Here is a 15763-nt window from a genome sequence, read left to right as displayed (position 1 = left end):
GATTATTTGATTTTGGCTTTGGAAGTCTTGGTGTTGCCCTTGAGGTCAACCCAAGTCATCACGAGTTCGTCACCCGCTTTGAAGTCGCCTTTGAACGCGAACTTGAAGATCGGGTTCTTGGAGAGGAACTGGCTGACAGAAGCGTCCATAACAGTTGCCGCGCCGACTTTGGCGTCGATGTGCGTGATGAAGTTCGCGTTGTTGCGGTCGCCGGTTTTCTTCTCAGCGATATCGTATGTCCACATGTCGTGCTTCGCCATCGCTTTTACAGAAACAACATTACCTTTGAGTTTTGCTTTGATTCTCATGATATTACCTTTCTATTTTCGTTTTCTATAGGCGAAGGCGATCAGCCCTCACAACCACCGAGTGCAACGTCGAGTGTTTTGGAGCCGCTGTAGAGCTTGCCGTCGTTACCCTGTACGATTGCTGTGATCGTACCGGAAGCTTTCATCTTGATCTTGATGGAGAAGTCGATGATGCTGTACTCGTTGAGGTCGTAAACGATAACCGCAGATTCCGGGTTGACGTTCTGGACGATCATGACGGATTTTGCAGCGATGTCAGACTTGACATCAACCGGAACCGCACCACCGTTGCTTGCAACGTCCGGAGCGACGACTGTAACGCCTTCAGCGACAGTTGCAGTCGTGCCGTACATCGCTTTGAGGGCGTCGTCGACAGTTTTTGCTGTCCAAACTGTCGGCTTGGATTTACGGAAATCTTCCGCACGGACGCTTGCCGGTACAGCAGCCAGGGCGCAAGCGCCAGCTGCGAGAGAGAGGAATGTTCTTCTTTGCATATGTTTATCCTTTGGTTGAGATTTATTTGCTCTGGCTGATCATGTAATCAACCACCGCCTTGAGTTTGTCGTCAGACAGGTCCGTGCCCCCCTTCGGAGGCATGCCCGCGTCGGTACCGTTGATAGCGCGTGCATAGACCTGGTCCATACCTTTGCCTACAACAGCGTCCCACGCTTTTTTGTCACCGACTACCGGAGCACCCATGCCCGCAGCACCGTGGCACACGGCACAGCTGGATTCATAGGTGTTTTTCGCTTCGAGGTCTACGCCTGCAGTGTTTTCAACTTCCGGCAGGTCACGTACCTGGGAGAGCGGCGGGAGGAAATCTTTCTGCTCGATAGAGATCGGGACAACTTTCGCCGTCTCTTTCTGGCAGTTGCTCATACAGCGCTCGTCTGCTGAAGCGATCTTTTGCGCACCGAAGTTTGCCGGGTCCGCAAAATAGGCACGGACGTTCTCGAGGCCGTTTGCACCGTCGATGACCGGTTCGAAGCCGTCTTTGTTCGGCATAACGATCTTCGCGAATTTCTCCTGGTCGAGGACGTATTCGTAATCAACTTCTTCGCCGTCGATCTCCATCTCGTTGAGGTTCAGGATATAGGCAACGAGTCCGTAGACTTCATCATCAGTCAGTGTACGTGTATCCGGGTGCGGCATACCTTCCATGATGTACCACCACAGGGTGCTCGCTTCCGGCCAGTAGTTACCGAATACGCGGATCGGACCTTCCATGTCCGGACCGGTACGCTGGTGTTTCAGTGTGGCCATGTTGTCGTATGCATTCCCTTTGGAGAGCGCCGGATAACCGCCGCCGCCGGAACCGAAGTCGCCGTGACACATGACACATTTGGCTTCGTAAACTGCTTCACCCTCTTCGGCTGTACCTTCGCCTTTCGGCGGCAGACGCCACGGTGTTACCGTTGTGTTCCATGCTTCGAGTTCGTTGGCTGTCGGTGTACGTCCGTAGGTGTAACCGCCTTTTTCCGCTGCTGTGTTCACATAGTACGGGCCGCTTTTGTCGTTTACGGTTGCATAGTAGCGACCGCCGTCAATGACGCGCTTGCCGTTTGCATACGTGAGGACATTGTCGGCACTGGATGCAGTCGGTGCCGCAGCGTCGCCGCTTTCGACACAGCCGGTAGCGAGCATGGCTACCGCTGCCGCTGCGGAAGCACCAAGAATAAATTTACGATCGAACTTGAACATTGTTTACCTTCCCTTCTGCAGTGACTTCCCATGAGGCGATACCGTTTCTATGGTAAACGGATTCAACACCCATCACTGCGGTTTCTTGATCGATTGTCGGCTGGATGTAGCCTGCGTCGTCGCGTGCGCGGCTGGCGAGGATCAGCGGCTTGCCTTCGTACTTGTACATAAAGCTGAAGCGTGTCCAGGACTTCGGAAGGACGAGGCCCTTGAGGTTTGCTTCTACCCAGTTGTTGCCGCCGTCGAAGCTGATGTCGACGCCTTCGATCGTACCCATACCGCTCCATGCGAGACCTTCGATCTCGACCATGTCGCCGGCTTTCAGATCCGTCCACGGTTTTTCCGGACACGGTGAAGTGATGATGGAGTTGACTTCGTTCGCATAGAAGTGCTGGATCGCTTTGCCTGACGGCTTGAGTGCCGTATATTTCGCTGTTTCTTCTTTCGCGTAGAACGGTTCAGCGGCGAATTCGAGGCGTCCGAGCCATTTGACACAAAGGTTACCTTCCCATCCCGGGAGGAGGAGACGGACAGGGTAGCCCTGCTCCGGGCGAAGCGCTTCGCCGTTCTGGCCCCAAACGATCATTGCATCGTCAAGCACCTTGTCGACAGGAACCGTACGGCCCATGTGTGAGCTGTCGATACCCTCTGCTAGCATCCATTTTGCACTTGGCTTGAGACCGAGGTCTTTGAGGATGTCTTTGAGGTAGACGCCGGTCCACTCGGCATTACTCATCATCCCTTTCGCAAACTGGATGGAGTTGAACTGCGGTCCACGCCATTCCGGACCGCCGTTTGCCGGACACTCGACGAAGTGAACGCGGCTGACGTTCGGGTAGCGCTTGAGCTGATCAAGCGTCAGAACCAGCGGCTTTTCGACAAGACCGTGGATCATCAGGCGCCATTCACTCGGGTTGATGGTCGGGATACCACCGTGGCAGCGGCTGAAGAAGAGGCCGTTCGGCGTCATGATACCGCTGAGGTCCTGGATCGGACACATCGCGATGGATGCCTGCCAGTTCCCTGAGGAAAGGAGTTTCGCGTTGCGGCGGGTGATGTTGTGCTCGTACGGTGAAGGCATACCGTAGCGGTTCTTAGTGACCGGGTAACCGATCTTGTGACCCCAGTCCGGTGTATTCATAATGACCGGGTCATCTTCGGCCATCGCACGTGTTCCGGAGAGCATTCCGGCACCGGCGATCGCCGTGGCTGAGAGTGCGGCAGTTTTCTTGAAGAAGTCTCTTCTTTCGGCCGACACGTTTTCAGCATCGTGTTGAGAATGTTCGTTTCTCATTCTTCCTCCCTTTTATATTAATAACTTTACTATTTACTATTTCGATAGTCATAAGACCAAAACAGCACATCAACTTCCGGCAACAAATTGTTATTCGGCTGTTGATGTGCTGTCTTTACAGGTGCTGAACCCAATATCACGATCTTATCAAACGTAAGTATACAATACGAAACGTCTATAAAGAGTGAATACGAAACCGCAGCGCCGGATATCGTTACCAAAAGAAACAATAATGGCGGTAATTGTATGACTTAAAAATATTATTATTATAAATATGTAAAATTTAAATAAGTATAGCTTAAAATGCGACGTTTTAGTTATTAATACAAAAAAATTAAAAAGTGTTAAGTTTACACACGATTGTCAATAATTCCCAAAAGCACGAGGGCCGCTCCGGCTCGATCATAATAAAAGGGAATAGTACACCCCTGATGTTCAATGTCCCGCACGTCAGCGTTGTCACTATAGATTGAGGGCTTGTATTTCTGCGCTTTGCTCGGCAGGTTGAGCAAGATGGTGTCGAGATAGAGCTTGAAACGTTTCGCCTCTTCGGGATCGCTGTCGGCGATCGTCAGGAGAAGCGCTTTGAGCTGTTCGGTGAAGAGCGGTGTGGCGACGACTCTCATGACCGCTGCTCCGCAAGCCATGCATCAATGTCTTCGATGGTTTCATGATAGATCTGAACGGCATCGGGGGAAGTGTGGTAGCCGTCGAGGGCGAGGCGGACGCGGCAGCGAAATGCATCGTAGCGCGCATCCAGCACCCAGGCCTTGTCGGCGGGGAGGGATTGTTTCAGTGTGTCGGCGTAAGTGTCATCCACGAGCAAAAGCAAGGTCTGCATGGCATCTCCTTTTGCGCGATTGTAACACGGGGGAGTTGAATTACTCTCCCTCTTTTTCCGCTTCTCCGTAAATTGCCTGAACCTCTCCGGAGAGGGTATTGATATTGTATACCGCGTCCTCATAGGCTTCGACCTTTTCGTCGCAGTCCTCCGTATCCTCCGCAGTCGCGCCCGCCTCTTTCAGGGTGCTGAGCATCATTTCGGCTTTGAACGGCATCCCGTGGTTGTAGACGATCTCGCCTCCGTCTTTACCCTGTACGAAGGTCATGACCGTGGCCGCGAACAGAAGCAGAATGGCAACGGCCTGAATCGCGAACTTCTTGAGCTGGCAGCCCAGGAACTGCACAACGGCGATGAGGGAGAAGGCAATCGCCAGGTAGAGACCGAGGTTTTTGTGCTCAAGCAGTTCATGTTTTCCGTCTTTGCTGAGATAGTCAAAGATCTCCGGTCCGGCTTTGGAACCGGTATACCATGCGGCGATCATCACGAGGGCGGTAACGACAAGCATGCGCGCCGTAATCTTGGAGAGCCCCTCTTTGCGGGTGATGAGAAAAAGAAGTCCGAAGACGGCGGTGACGACGGGAAGCGCGATGGCGAAGTGGGTGAGAGGTGGGTGCAGTAGCATAGGTGAAACTCCTTGATGTTTTCGGTGCAAAGCACCGATATTCGAACAGATTATATTAAAAGGGGGATACCGTACGCTTAGCTGTTGACCTATGCTATAAAAATAAGAGTTATTTAAGAAAAAAAGTTATTTTTTGTCGATCTTACCTTTGGCGTTTTGCAGGGCGCCTTCCAGAACCGTTTTGGCCGAGCGCCAGGCGGAGATGCCGACGCGCTTGGCCTCCGCTGCGGTTTTGGAGTTGAGGACCTGGGAGCGGGAGAGGGCCTGGCTGAGCTGGCTGCGCATCAGGTCGACGGTCTCTTTGGAGACTTCGACAAGTTCTTCAAGATCGAAACGGATCTCTTTGGCGAGTTTTTCGAGCAGGGCTCGGCTTTCAGGGGTGCACTGCAGCGCTTCATCCTGCAGGATCTGTGTGAAGAGCACATCGGTACGGAGCAGCTCCGTCTGCATCGATGCCGTCAGCTTGAGCTCCTCGGGCATGAAGAGGAGCTGCTTTTTCAGACGGCGGATGGCCTTGATAAGGCCGCTGCGTACGCCCCGCAGGGTCCCGAGAAGGATCGCTTCGGCCTGGTTCGGTGTGGCTTCGCCCACTTCGACGGCACTGTGGAGAATACTGCCGATGACCAGGCGGATGCGTCCGGTCTCCAGCGGCCCTTCCCCCAGGGTCTCAAAGGTGACCTCCTTGCAGATCTCCTCGACCGTCTCTTCGATATCGTGGTTCTTCTCGAGAGTGGTGATGATCGCGGATTCGACCACCTCCTCGAGCATGTCGAAGAGGTCGATGGATTGGAGTTTGACCTGGTGCAGTTTTGCCTGGGCGTCACCGGGGGCGTCGCCCAGGATGCCCTCCAGCGCATTGAAGATCTGATGTTTTTCGTCCTGGATCCGTTCGCTTTTGCGCTCGATCTGCCGTTCGATGCGTTCTTTCTGCACGAGCAGCGCCTCCAGATCCTCCTGAAGGGCCGCCGTCTGCTCGGCCAGGATCGTATTGACGACGAGCCGGATCTCCGGGAGGGTCAGGTCGGTCTCGTTCAGGCCGTATTCACTTCCCAGATAGCCGATGAGGTCGACGATGCGAGCATCGAGTTCCATCGGCGCTTGGTTCTTGTAATGATTGCGGATATCGCGCTGCAGTTGTTCCAGGTCCAGCATCGGAGCCTCCTATAAAACCATTTTGACGTGTTGGTGCGCTTTGAGCGCTTCGTAGATGAACTGGCGGTCATCTTCGTTGTGTACAAGCAGCTCCAGGTTCAGGCTGATGTATTTGCCGGTGCGGCTTGTATTGGAGTGGGCGATTTTATGCTCGCGCTCCAGAATGACTTCATGGATGGCGTTTTCGAGTTTTTCGCGCTCTTCGCCGACAACCTTGTAGCACCAGCTACAGGGGTATTCCAGTTCAACTTTCTGATCAAGTTCGTTGATATTCACCACTTTTGCCTCCTCGCTTCGTTTCGAGCTGTACGTCGGAGATGATCATCCCTTTATCGATGGCTTTGACCATGTCGTAGATGGTCAGCAGACCGATGCTGACGCCGGTCAGTGCCTCCATTTCCACCCCTGTCTGCCCCGTCAGCTTGGCGGTGACGCTCAGGCGGAAGCCCGGCAGTTCCGGCAGCTCCTCCACGTCGCAGTTGATCCCGCTGAGGTTCAGGGGGTGGCACATCGGGATGAGGTCCGAGGTTTTTTTGGTCCCCATGATCGCGGCGATCACGGCCGTTTGAAGGACAGGCCCTTTTTTGGTGCGCTCTTCGACAATGGCACTGTACGCTTCGGAGCTCATCGTGATTGTACCGCTGGCGACGGCCACGCGTTCGGTGGGCGCTTTGGCTGAGACGTCGACCATCTTCGGCCGGTCTTTTTCATCCAGATGGGTCAGCTGCATATATTGTATCCCGTTTTTAACGCTATCTTATAGTAAAGCCGATTAGAAGGAACTTGATGGCGAAAAGTAGAGTATAAGCAGAGTATTGTTCAATAATTAATCATACTGTTGGATTAATTGTGGATAATTTGTTCTATGATTTGAATGTGCACAAGGATATGCCTTTTGCCGACGAAGTTTTCAAAGCCAAACATCGCGTCTTTGGGCACTATAGCCGCCTACTATAGGTAAGCCCCATGATTGATGTATCATACAACAACGTTTCTCCTCTTCCGCCGCCCTATGGCGGCACCTTTTCTCCGAAAATGCCTACTGTTTATCCAGCATCTTCAATGCCGTTTCATATTCGTGGGGATGGTTGAGATTGCTGAAAAGCCCTTCATCGTCAAAATCGACATAACGGACACGGCTCTCTGAGAGCATCCTGCCCAGTTTATGATCGCCGGAGGCGGCCATCGCCTCGAACCGCTCGAGCAGGCTGCGGTGGTAGATGCCGCAGAGCGGGTGCGTGCCCCCCTTGGTTCTGGCGATGACGGCATCAAGCTCCCCGCGGTCGTGCTCAAGCAGCGCACGGATGACGGCGGTATCGACGAAGGGGGTATCGACGCTGAGCGCGAAAAAACGCTCCGCTTCCAGGTGCCGGAATGCCGTGACAAAGCCCGCAGTCGGCGCGGAATCTGTTATCGACGGATCGTCAGGGAGGTAGGGGAGCCCTTCGGGATAACCTTCGGTCGTTTTGACGGAGAGGAAGGTCGCGTTGAAGAGGGGAGAGAGGCGGGCGTACTGGTACTCGGTGAGGGTGGCGAAACCGTCAAAGGGGAGCAGGGCCTTGTTGCGGCCCATCCGGGAGCTCCTCCCGCCGGCAAAGATGATGCAGGGGAGGGGAAAGGCGTTTTCAGGCATGTGGCGCTCCTTTGGTGAACCGGGCCGTCCGTCACTCCCGGCCGCAGTCGGTGACGGCAAAGCGGTCGATGCTGATGTCGCGGCCGACGAGCATGACGCGGACATCGCTGTTATGCACCAGCTGCCGGAGCAGCGACGGATCATCGGGGATATGAAAAACGAACACCGGGATTTTCCCGAGCTGTTTGCGGGTATTCTCCCCGTAGATAGGCTCGTCGACGCTGCCGTAGTTCATCGCGATACCCGTGATGTTGAAGGCGGCGTAAATCATTTTGTAGGCGCTAAGAACAATGGAGGCGACCGGGTTGCCGTCGGCAAGCGGGAAAGTACCGAGGAGCGTTCTGAAGCCCGCGTCGGTGTACAGGGCGAGGGACAGGGGGTTGGAGCCTTCGATGTAGAGACGGTCATGCACGTTACCGTTGACTGCAATGCTCTCGAGCCGTCGGATCGCTTTTTGGGTCTCCTCACCGCTTAGGTGGTCGAGGTTTTTGAAATCGAGCCAGAATGCGTGCCCTTCGCCCAGTTCCCTGAACAGAGTCTCGAGGGTGAAGAGACCCCCCTCTTTTTCCGTGTAGACCGTCCGTCCGTCCGGACCTTTGCGGGGGTGGCCGTGGCCGATGATGAAGCGGTCCGAGGCCGTATCATAGCTGAAGTCGACCTCGACACCGTGGGCGCCTGCTTCGAAGGCGCGGCGGAAGGCCGTCAGGGAGTTGCGTTCTTGTTTGGTGTCGTAGAGTCCGCGGGACGACCAGACCTTATGACAGCTGTCGTAGACACCGTCGTACCGTTTGGCCGCGATCTGGCGGTCGGCGAAATAGACCGCCGCGTTCCAGGCGATGACGATGACAAGTACCGTACCGAGCGTAATCGCCTTCCAGGACATGGCGTAACTTAGTCGATCGTAGCCGGGTCGGTGATGTAGCCGGTGATGGCCGAGGCGGCGGCGACGGCGGAGTTGGCGAGGTAGACCTTGGAAGAGCGTGAACCCATCCGGCCGACGAAGTTACGGTTGGTGGTGGAGATGGCGACTTCATTGTCACCGAGGATCCCCATGTATCCGCCAAGGCAGGCGCCGCAGGTCGGGTTGGAGACGACGCCGCCGGCATCAACGATGGTGTCGATGTAGCCCAGTTTCGTCGCTTCGCGCAGGATGCGCTGCGTGCCCGGGGTGACGATGAGACGGACGTCTTCGTGTACCTTTTTGCCTTCCAGGATCTTCGCGGCGATGCGCAGGTCGCTGAGGCGGCCGTTGGTACAGCTGCCGATAAAGGCCTGGTCGACCTTGATGTGGTCGCTGACGGCCTCGCTCAGGCTGTGGCCGTTGGACGGCAGGAACGGGTAGGCGATGACCGGTTCGAGCTTGTCCACGTCGATCTCAAGCACCTGGACGTAGGCCGCATCAGGGTCGGAGTGGTGGATCTTCGCCGGGCGCGCCAGTGTTTTGTCGGCCAGGAAGGCTTCGGTGATCTCGTCGACGGCGACGATCCCGCTCTTGGCCCCTGCTTCGATCGCCATATTACACATGCTGAAACGGTCGTCCATGCTGAGGTGCGCGATCGTGTCCCCGGTGAACTCGAGGGTGCGGTAAAGCGCGCCGTCGACCCCGATCATGCGGATCACTTCGAGGATGATGTCCTTGCCGGTCGTGAAGGCCCCCGGTTTTCCGGAGAGCACGACTTTGATGCTTTCGGGCACTTTGAACCAGTTGCCGCCGGTGACCATGGCGAAAGCGAGGTCGGTGGAGCCCATCCCGGTGGAGAAAGCGCCCAGGGCACCGTGGGTACAGGTGTGGCTGTCGGCGCCGATGATGACGTCACCGGGGACGACGAGGCCCTTCTCCGGCAGCAGTGCGTGCTCGATGCCCATATCCTTCTCGTCGAAGAAGTGCTTCATCTTGTGCTTTTTGGCGAAATCGCGGCTGATACGTGCCTGGTTGGCCGAAGCGATATCCTTGGCGGGGATGAAGTGGTCCAGGACGATGGAGAAGCCGTCGGGGTTGGCCAGTTCGGTGGCACCCGCGTCTTCGAACGCCTTGATGGAGATAGGCGTCGTAATGTCGTTACCGATGACCATATCGATCGGCACCCGAACGATCTCGCCCGCGTAGACGGTTTTGCCCGCGTGCTCGGAGAAGATTTTTTCGGTGATAGTCTGACCCATAATTGTTTGCCTTGTCCGGCGGAGATAGAGTTTCCGCGCAAAAAATAGTGCCGCGATTATACCATTTTTCGCTCTCCGGCCCCTGACGCCATTTATTTAGGCAGCGGTAACCTTTCGCCGTTGTTTACTGTGTTATACTGACGTACACTCTAACCGGGAGGTTCCCATGGAAGCTTATCTGGACCCTGATACGTACGGTCCCTACTTTGATCTGGCCCTTGGCTATGCGTTGCAGTTCCTGGGTGCGCTGCTTGTTTTCCTGATCGGGAAAAGGGTGGCAAAGGCACTGGGCAATGTGACGAATAAGGCGATGTCGAAATACGGCGTCGACGAGACGCTGACGAAGTTTATCTCGAGCAGCGTCTATTTTGTGCTGCTCGTCGTCGTCATCATGGCGGCGCTCGGGCAGCTGGGCATCGAGACAACGTCGTTCATGGCGATCCTCGGCGCCGCCGGTCTTGCCGTCGGCCTGGCGCTTAAAGATACCCTGGCCAATGTCGGTGCCGCCGTCATCATTCTCATCTTCCGCCCCTTTAAGGTCGGTGACTTCGTCGAGGCCGGCGGCGCGACGGGAACGGTGGAGAGCATCAGCCTCTTTACGACGACCATAAGCCCCGTGGACAACCGGACCATCATCGTCCCGAACGCGGCCATTACGGCCGGGAACATCGTCAACTTCTCCAACAAGCCGGTACGCCGGGTCGATCACGTCGTCGGCATCGGCTACGGGGATGACCTCAAAAAAGCCAAGGAGGTGCTGTACGGGGTGATCCGCGATGATCCCCACACCCTTGACGAGCCCGCACCGCTGGTCGCGGTGAGCGAACTGGGCGACAACAGTGTGAACTTTACCGTCCGCGCCTGGGTCAAGTCCGAGGAGTACTGGGATGCCTACTTCGGTATGATCGAGGAGGTGAAGCTCGCGCTGGATGCCAACGGTATCAGCATTCCTTACCCTCAAATGGATGTCCATTTCGATACCCCCAAAGAGGAGCCGAACGTATGAAGCGCTTACTGTTAACGGTTCTGGCCGTTCCGGCCCTGCTGCTTGCCGCCGAGACGGCACCGAAGTCCAACCCCCTTGTTACCCATACGGAGTTGAGCTATGTCCAGACCCAGGGGAATACCGATACGACCGCGTTCTCGCTGGATTTCAACGGGAAAAAGAGCTGGGGGGCACACAGCCTGAAGCTCCACGCGGATGCGCTCTACGGGACGGAGAACAGCCAGGAGAACAAAAACAAGCTCTTCGGCGAGCTCAACTACGACTGGCAGTTCGCCAAACATATCGCGCTGAACTACCTGGCCGGTTACAAGGATGACAAGTTTTCAGGTTTCGCTTACCAGTTTTACACCGGTCCCGGTGCAAAGGTAATTGTCCTCGATACAAAGCCCTACGCTCTGGAGTTTCAGGGGAATGCACTCTACAGCATCGACCAGGGGATGACCAAGTATTACGACGTCAATGGGACGGAAGTCCCTTACCCCTATCCGGACGGCAAAGCCGGTCTGACGAAGGTCGACGGCACCTACAACGACTACTGGGGTTACATGCTCAAAGGGGCGTTCAGCTGGATCATCGTCGAGGGATTCAAGTTTATCGAAGAGGCGAGCTACCGCAGCGATTTCGATAATGATCAGAACTACTTCGTCGTCTCCAAAACGGCACTGGAGAGCAAAATCAACGGCAACTTCTCCATGGGGGTCAGCTACAAGGTCGATTACACAAACCTCCCTCCAGCGGGCAACGAACGCACGGATACGACCTTTATGACTTCATTGATTATCGACTACTAGTCCATTATAATGCCGTCTGATTTTCAGACGGAGTCTTGCGTGGTACGAGCTTTTTTTCTTTTACTTCTTTCGGTACAACTCTTCGCCATTGTCGCGATCAAACCCCGCGAGGTCGGCGAGAAACCAGGCCTTTCCGGGGAGCTTTCCGGTGCGTTTGAGACCAAACGGGGCAATACGGAGAAAGACAACTACTCCGGGAGCCTTCAGCTGCAGTTCGACAGCAACACGACCTACGTGCTCTGGGGGGTGGTGCGCGGCGAATACGGCGAGGCCAGCGGCGTCAAGGATACGGACAACCTCTTCGCCCACCTGCGCTATATCCGCAACATCGCCGGCGCCGATATCGCGGCGGAAGGGTTCGGGCAGATGGAGAAGGATGCGTTCAAGTCTATCGAGGAGCGTGCCCTTGCCGGCGGAGGCGTGCGCTGGAAGGTCCTGAACAAGAAACGCGGCCAGTGGGGCGGGTTGTTTATCGGCCTGGGTGCCTATGCCGAGTATATCGGCTATTCGACCGCGGTCGATCCCCTGGAGCGCAACCTCCGTTTCAACAGCTACCTCGCCTACAGCCTGCCGCTGCCGGACGATGCCCTGTTTGCGGCGGTTGCCTATTACCAGCCCAAGGTCGACGACGCCAACGATTACTACATCGCCACTTCCGCCCGGGTTGAACTGCGGATTTACAAGCAGCTTTATCTCGGCTTCCGGGTCGGGTATAACCACGATGCGAAGCCCGCCGTCGGCGTCAAACAGGATGATTTCTACCAGCGGACCCTGTTTACGTTCAAGTTCTAGCCGCGCCGCAGCGCGAGCAGCGCGAGCGCGGAGGCGATCGCCGCGGTGAGAAAGAGGGATGCTGGGGCGTACTCATAGACATACCCCGACCCCACGGCGCCGATAAATCCCCCCAGTCCGTAGCTGATCCCGAAGAAGAACTGCTGCGCCAGTTTTTTCTGGGTGAAGAGGGTGTAGAGGTAGCTGATCGCCGCGGTGTGAAAGAGGGCGAAACTGATCGCATGCATGCTCTGCGCCGCAAAAAGCAGCGGCAGGTTTTCGGGGAACTGCCAGACGATGAGCCAGCGGATGACGGTGACACCGGCGGCAAACTCCAGCAGGCGATGCAGGTTGCGGCGCAACAGGGGACCCTGGAAGTAGAAGAGGACGATCTCCGCGATCACGCCGAAACTCCAGAGGTAGATGGTCATATCGAGGCTCACGCCGTGGGCGGTCTCGTAGATGGTGAAGAAGTTGTAAAAGGGGCCGAAACTGATCTGCATCAGTAGAAAGCCCAGCCAGAGGCCGGGGTGGGTCAGCAGCGTAAACCCGCCGCTGTCGGCTGCCGCAGGCGCTTCTGACTGTTTTTTCGCATCATGCCTGGCGATGCTGTACCCGAACAGCGCCGTCAGCAGCGTCGTCCCCATCAGGAAAAAGAGTGCCGTCTGGGGTGCGTCCAGCACCTTGACCAGTGCGAGGGCCACGAGGATGAAGCCGACCGAACCGTAGAGCCGCACCTTACCGTACCGCTCCTTGCCGATCAGTTCCAGTACGATCACCTCGATATAGGGGAGGATAAGGCTGAGCCCTATTCCCAGGGTGATGTTAGCGGCCAGCAGCGCCCAGAAGTGGGGCAGGGCCGGGAAAAAAGCGGCGGCCGCGGCGAGCATGAGGAGCAGGGCGGCGTTGAAGACGGTCCGGTCGAGCCGGAGACCGCGCATAAAGGCGAAGGGGACGGCGAAACGCACCAGCGGCGCACTGGCGAAGATAATGCCGATTTCCGAGGGGGCGTACCCGACCATCTCAAGCACTTTGGGCATGAAGATGACGTAGACGCCGATGATGGCGAAGTAGAAAAAGTAAAACGCGGAGACGAGCAGGGTCATTCAGGCACGGATGACGGCGGTACCGCTGAGCAGGTCGTGCAGGGCCCTGCCGTCGCGGCGCAGCAGCCCGGTGAAGAAACCGACCAGGGTGAGAGCAGAGAGAAAGTAGCCGACGAAACGCAGGAACAGGCGGCTCCAGGAGGCCGTCCGGAAGGTTTGTGCGTCAACGACGCGGATCTGCATCATCTTTTTGCCCGGCGTCTGTCCGCTTTTGTGCCAGAAGAGGACGAAGGTGACGGCATAGAGCAGCATCTGCGTGATCGAGGCGTAGGGGTTGGGGGCGTGCTGCTTCGCCTCGGCCGGGTTCATCAATACATCCGTTCCGCCCGCGCTGTTCATCATCTGATCATGTCCGAAGGCGATCATAATGATGAGGGTGATGGGAATGCCGATCATGAAGATATCCGTGATAAAGGCCAGGGCCCGTGACTTGAAGTCGGCATAGGTCACTTTCGGAGCGCTCTCCGGCCGACGTTTCGGTTTGGTGTGTTTAATCTCTCGCCATCGCATGGCGCCATTATAGCGAAAGGGGTGACGGACAAAGACGAAGTAAAAGTATTTGTTATACTTAAACATAACATAAAAGATTTGTATTATAGTTGCATATTTACGGCTAGTTTACCTCTTCTGCCCTATACTTTCACCGTCTCAACGACAACAGTAGCAGTCATTGAGTTTCATTTATACACTCCTTATATACCTATGAAGCGCATCCCGGTTTCCCCCCTCCTTTTACCGGGATGTTTTTAAACCACCCTTTTACATTTCACACTGCATTGCCTGGGAGACCAGGACCTTTGCGACCTCATGTTTGCCATCAACGATATGTCCGACATGCAGCGCTTCAAGCCCTTTTTTCTCTTCGAGCGTCACGATTTTCACGACAAGGTTCGCCTGAGGATTGATGGCGAGCACCGTTTCGCAGATGAGGTTTTTCTTTTCCGGGTTGTCCAGCGTCACGATAACGGCCGAGGCGTTTTCCGTATGCAGGGCTGCCGCGATGGCCGGCTTGGAGAGGTCGCCGAGGTAGATGGCTTCGCCGCAGTCCAGCCCCTCTTTGACATGTTTGAGAGAGTTGTCGATGACGACGTACGCCATCCCCCGTGCTTTGAGCTCGGCCGCGACGAACTTCCCGACGGTACTGTAGCCGCAGACGATAACGTGGTTCCGGTGCTCCGCCACAGGGGAAAGGTTGTCATGAAGCCCTTTTTGCTGAAAGCGCTTGAGCACGAAGGGGTGGATTTTCGGCAGGTAGAAAGGGGTCAGTACGAGGGAGACGACGACCATCATGATCAGGTACTGTTCCAGGGCCGGATCGAGCAGCCCGTCCGAGGCGGCCAGGGCGAAGATGGCGAAGGAGAACTCGCCGAGCTGGGAGAGCGACAGCGCGCTTTTGAGGGCGACGGGCGTCGGGCTGCTCAGGCGGATCAGGGCGAAGATGATCAGGCTTTTGAGGAGCATGACGGCGGCGAGGACACCGAGGATGCTGACGAGGTGCTCGGCGAAGAAAGCGAGGTCTATTTTCATGCCGACGGTGACGAAGAAGACGCCCAGAAGGAGATCTTTGAAGGAGGCAATGTCCGCCTCGACCTTGTGGTGGTACCTGGTTTCGGCAATGATGACCCCGGCGAGGAAAGCGCCCAGCGAGTAGGTAAAGCCCATCGCATCGGCAAGGAGGGAAGCCCCGACGGCGATCACGAGGACCGAGCCGAGGAAGAGCTCCTCGATCCCGCTGTCAGCCGCGAAATGCAGCAGCCATGTCATCATCGGTCTGCCGACGGAAAAGAGGATGACGAGGATCAGCACGGCGCTCTCGGCGGTGTGCAGCAGCGTGCTCTGCCAGTCGCCGCCCTCGCTGGCGAGGAATCCGATGAGCAGCAGGATCGGGATGACGGCGATATCCTGGAAGATCAGGATTCCCATGGCGCGCTGCCCGTAGGGGAGGTGGATCTCCTTGGAGCTTTTGAGATAGCTGAGCACGACGGCGGTGGAGGAGAGCGCGAAGGCGCTGGCGATGATGATGGATGAGGTGAGGCCGATGCCCAACAGCGCATAGGCAAAGCCAAAGACGGTGACTGCCGTGACAAGTACCTGAAGCAGACCGTTGACGAAGACGATCTGTTTCAGGGCCCCCAGCCGGGGCAGGGAAAGCTCCAGGCCGATCGTGAACATCAAGAAGACGATCCCGAACTCCGCGATCTGCTCAAGGGTGTGCGAATCGTTGTAGTGGCGCAGGTCGAAGGCATAGACGATAATCGTGCCGGTCAGAATGTAGCCGATCACCTGGGAGACACCGATCTTCTTGAGCAGAATGTTCACAACAACGGAGATGGCAAGGGCCGTAACGGCGTAGAGCAGGGGCTGGTCCATGTTAT

19 protein-coding genes are annotated in these 15763 nt (G+C 56.2%); 3 read left to right on the top strand and 16 right to left on the bottom strand.

Going from position 1 to position 15763, the window contains the following annotated elements; genetic code table 11:
* Nucleotides 1-2: 2 nt before the first annotated feature.
* From soxZ to ACM66T_RS12825, 13 genes are all read right to left on the bottom strand, one after another.
* Nucleotides 3-308: a thiosulfate oxidation carrier complex protein SoxZ gene (soxZ, locus tag ACM66T_RS12885; protein ID WP_231019449.1), complete on the bottom strand. Its 306-nt coding sequence runs from the start codon at nucleotides 306-308 to the stop codon at nucleotides 3-5.
* Between the two features lie 41 nt (nucleotides 309-349).
* Entirely contained in the window at nucleotides 350-802 is a 453-nt protein-coding gene (locus tag ACM66T_RS12880) for a thiosulfate oxidation carrier protein SoxY (RefSeq protein ID WP_231019448.1), read from the bottom strand.
* Between the two features lie 22 nt (nucleotides 803-824).
* Nucleotides 825-2009 carry a c-type cytochrome gene (locus ACM66T_RS12875; protein ID WP_416768636.1) on the bottom strand — a complete coding sequence of 395 codons (1185 nt, stop codon included), beginning with the start codon at nucleotides 2007-2009 and terminating at the stop codon, nucleotides 825-827.
* On the bottom strand, nucleotides 1990-3303 hold the full coding sequence (gene soxC / locus ACM66T_RS12870) for a sulfite dehydrogenase (RefSeq protein ID WP_231019446.1): 1314 nt from the start codon (nucleotides 3301-3303) through the stop codon (nucleotides 1990-1992). The genes ACM66T_RS12875 and soxC overlap by 20 nt, the downstream gene beginning before the upstream one ends.
* Nucleotides 3304-3653: 350 nt before the next feature.
* A complete protein-coding gene (locus ACM66T_RS12865) occupies nucleotides 3654-3929 on the bottom strand; it encodes a type II toxin-antitoxin system RelE/ParE family toxin (protein WP_416768635.1) in 276 nt (91 codons plus the stop codon).
* Nucleotides 3926-4144, bottom strand: a complete 219-nt coding sequence (locus tag ACM66T_RS12860; RefSeq protein WP_231019444.1) for a hypothetical protein — start codon at nucleotides 4142-4144, stop codon at nucleotides 3926-3928. Before ACM66T_RS12860 ends, ACM66T_RS12865 begins: the two co-directional genes overlap by 4 nt.
* Before the next feature lie 40 nt (nucleotides 4145-4184).
* Complete coding sequence (locus tag ACM66T_RS12855) at nucleotides 4185-4769, bottom strand: DUF2231 domain-containing protein (protein ID WP_231019443.1); 585 nt, start codon at nucleotides 4767-4769, stop codon at nucleotides 4185-4187.
* 126 nt (nucleotides 4770-4895) lie between these two features.
* Nucleotides 4896-5921, bottom strand: a complete 1026-nt coding sequence (locus tag ACM66T_RS12850) for a hypothetical protein (protein ID WP_231019442.1) — start codon at nucleotides 5919-5921, stop codon at nucleotides 4896-4898.
* Nucleotides 5922-5930: 9 nt separating this feature from the next.
* Nucleotides 5931-6200: a YbeD family protein gene (locus tag ACM66T_RS12845; protein WP_231019441.1), complete on the bottom strand. Its 270-nt coding sequence runs from the start codon at nucleotides 6198-6200 to the stop codon at nucleotides 5931-5933.
* Nucleotides 6178-6651, bottom strand: a complete 474-nt coding sequence (moaC, locus tag ACM66T_RS12840) for a cyclic pyranopterin monophosphate synthase MoaC (protein WP_231019440.1) — start codon at nucleotides 6649-6651, stop codon at nucleotides 6178-6180. The genes ACM66T_RS12845 and moaC overlap by 23 nt, the downstream gene beginning before the upstream one ends.
* Nucleotides 6652-6960: 309 nt before the next feature.
* Nucleotides 6961-7554 (bottom strand): molybdenum cofactor guanylyltransferase MobA, encoded by a 594-nt coding sequence (gene mobA / locus ACM66T_RS12835; protein ID WP_416768634.1) that lies wholly within the window; start codon nucleotides 7552-7554, stop codon nucleotides 6961-6963.
* Nucleotides 7555-7585: 31 nt separating this feature from the next.
* Nucleotides 7586-8437 carry a hypothetical protein gene (locus ACM66T_RS12830; RefSeq protein ID WP_231019438.1) on the bottom strand — a complete coding sequence of 284 codons (852 nt, stop codon included), beginning with the start codon at nucleotides 8435-8437 and terminating at the stop codon, nucleotides 7586-7588.
* Between the two features lie 8 nt (nucleotides 8438-8445).
* Entirely contained in the window at nucleotides 8446-9714 is a 1269-nt protein-coding gene (locus ACM66T_RS12825; protein WP_231019437.1) for a 3-isopropylmalate dehydratase large subunit, read from the bottom strand.
* A gap of 166 nt (nucleotides 9715-9880) precedes the next feature.
* Between ACM66T_RS12825 and ACM66T_RS12820 the strand changes: the two genes are divergently transcribed.
* Genes ACM66T_RS12820 through ACM66T_RS12810 form a run of 3 tightly spaced genes read left to right on the top strand, consistent with a single transcriptional unit; the run spans nucleotide 9881 to nucleotide 12303 of the window.
* Nucleotides 9881-10720, top strand: a complete 840-nt coding sequence (locus tag ACM66T_RS12820) for a mechanosensitive ion channel family protein (protein ID WP_231019436.1) — start codon at nucleotides 9881-9883, stop codon at nucleotides 10718-10720.
* Nucleotides 10717-11511 carry a DUF481 domain-containing protein gene (locus ACM66T_RS12815; protein ID WP_231019435.1) on the top strand — a complete coding sequence of 265 codons (795 nt, stop codon included), beginning with the start codon at nucleotides 10717-10719 and terminating at the stop codon, nucleotides 11509-11511. Before ACM66T_RS12820 ends, ACM66T_RS12815 begins: the two co-directional genes overlap by 4 nt.
* A 39-nt stretch (nucleotides 11512-11550) precedes the next feature.
* Complete coding sequence (locus tag ACM66T_RS12810) at nucleotides 11551-12303, top strand: DUF481 domain-containing protein (RefSeq protein ID WP_231019433.1); 753 nt, start codon at nucleotides 11551-11553, stop codon at nucleotides 12301-12303.
* Here the strand turns inward: ACM66T_RS12810 and ACM66T_RS12805 are convergent.
* From ACM66T_RS12805 to ACM66T_RS12795, 3 genes are all read right to left on the bottom strand, one after another.
* Nucleotides 12300-13388 carry an MFS transporter gene (locus ACM66T_RS12805; protein WP_416768633.1) on the bottom strand — a complete coding sequence of 363 codons (1089 nt, stop codon included), beginning with the start codon at nucleotides 13386-13388 and terminating at the stop codon, nucleotides 12300-12302. The genes ACM66T_RS12810 and ACM66T_RS12805 overlap by 4 nt on opposite strands.
* The gene (locus ACM66T_RS12800; RefSeq protein ID WP_231019431.1) at nucleotides 13389-13898 is read right to left on the bottom strand and encodes an RDD family protein; all 510 of its coding nucleotides are present in this window, start codon (nucleotides 13896-13898) and stop codon (nucleotides 13389-13391) included. It abuts the gene before it with no gap.
* Between the two features lie 249 nt (nucleotides 13899-14147).
* Nucleotides 14148-15758: a cation:proton antiporter gene (locus tag ACM66T_RS12795; protein WP_231019430.1), complete on the bottom strand. Its 1611-nt coding sequence runs from the start codon at nucleotides 15756-15758 to the stop codon at nucleotides 14148-14150.
* Between the last annotated feature and the right edge of the window lie 5 nt (nucleotides 15759-15763).

Origin of the sequence: Sulfurimonas sp. ST-25 (assembly GCF_048079205.1) — a bacterium.
GTDB classification, from domain to species: Bacteria; Campylobacterota; Campylobacteria; order Campylobacterales; family Sulfurimonadaceae; genus Thiomicrolovo; species Thiomicrolovo sulfuroxydans.
The sequence above is the reverse complement of the archived record's forward strand: the minus strand, read 5'-3'. Positions and strand labels throughout refer to the sequence as shown.

Coding starts and splice junctions, on each gene's coding strand:
- soxZ (WP_231019449.1), bottom strand. CDS start 308: ATGAGAATCAAAGCAAAACTCAAAGGTAATGTTGTTTCTGTAAAAGCG.
- ACM66T_RS12880 (WP_231019448.1), bottom strand. CDS start 802: ATGCAAAGAAGAACATTCCTCTCTCTCGCAGCTGGCGCTTGCGCCCTG.
- ACM66T_RS12875 (WP_416768636.1), bottom strand. CDS start 2,009: ATGTTCAAGTTCGATCGTAAATTTATTCTTGGTGCTTCCGCAGCGGCA.
- soxC (WP_231019446.1), bottom strand. CDS start 3,303: ATGAGAAACGAACATTCTCAACACGATGCTGAAAACGTGTCGGCCGAA.
- ACM66T_RS12865 (WP_416768635.1), bottom strand. CDS start 3,929: ATGAGAGTCGTCGCCACACCGCTCTTCACCGAACAGCTCAAAGCGCTT.
- ACM66T_RS12860 (WP_231019444.1), bottom strand. CDS start 4,144: ATGCAGACCTTGCTTTTGCTCGTGGATGACACTTACGCCGACACACTG.
- ACM66T_RS12855 (WP_231019443.1), bottom strand. CDS start 4,769: ATGCTACTGCACCCACCTCTCACCCACTTCGCCATCGCGCTTCCCGTC.
- ACM66T_RS12850 (WP_231019442.1), bottom strand. CDS start 5,921: ATGCTGGACCTGGAACAACTGCAGCGCGATATCCGCAATCATTACAAG.
- moaC (WP_231019440.1), bottom strand. CDS start 6,651: ATGCAGCTGACCCATCTGGATGAAAAAGACCGGCCGAAGATGGTCGAC.
- mobA (WP_416768634.1), bottom strand. CDS start 7,554: ATGCCTGAAAACGCCTTTCCCCTCCCCTGCATCATCTTTGCCGGCGGG.
- ACM66T_RS12830 (WP_231019438.1), bottom strand. CDS start 8,437: ATGTCCTGGAAGGCGATTACGCTCGGTACGGTACTTGTCATCGTCATC.
- ACM66T_RS12825 (WP_231019437.1), bottom strand. CDS start 9,714: ATGGGTCAGACTATCACCGAAAAAATCTTCTCCGAGCACGCGGGCAAA.
- ACM66T_RS12820 (WP_231019436.1), top strand. CDS start 9,881: ATGGAAGCTTATCTGGACCCTGATACGTACGGTCCCTACTTTGATCTG.
- ACM66T_RS12815 (WP_231019435.1), top strand. CDS start 10,717: ATGAAGCGCTTACTGTTAACGGTTCTGGCCGTTCCGGCCCTGCTGCTT.
- ACM66T_RS12805 (WP_416768633.1), bottom strand. CDS start 13,388: ATGACCCTGCTCGTCTCCGCGTTTTACTTTTTCTACTTCGCCATCATC.
- ACM66T_RS12800 (WP_231019431.1), bottom strand. CDS start 13,898: ATGCGATGGCGAGAGATTAAACACACCAAACCGAAACGTCGGCCGGAG.
- ACM66T_RS12795 (WP_231019430.1), bottom strand. CDS start 15,758: ATGGACCAGCCCCTGCTCTACGCCGTTACGGCCCTTGCCATCTCCGTT.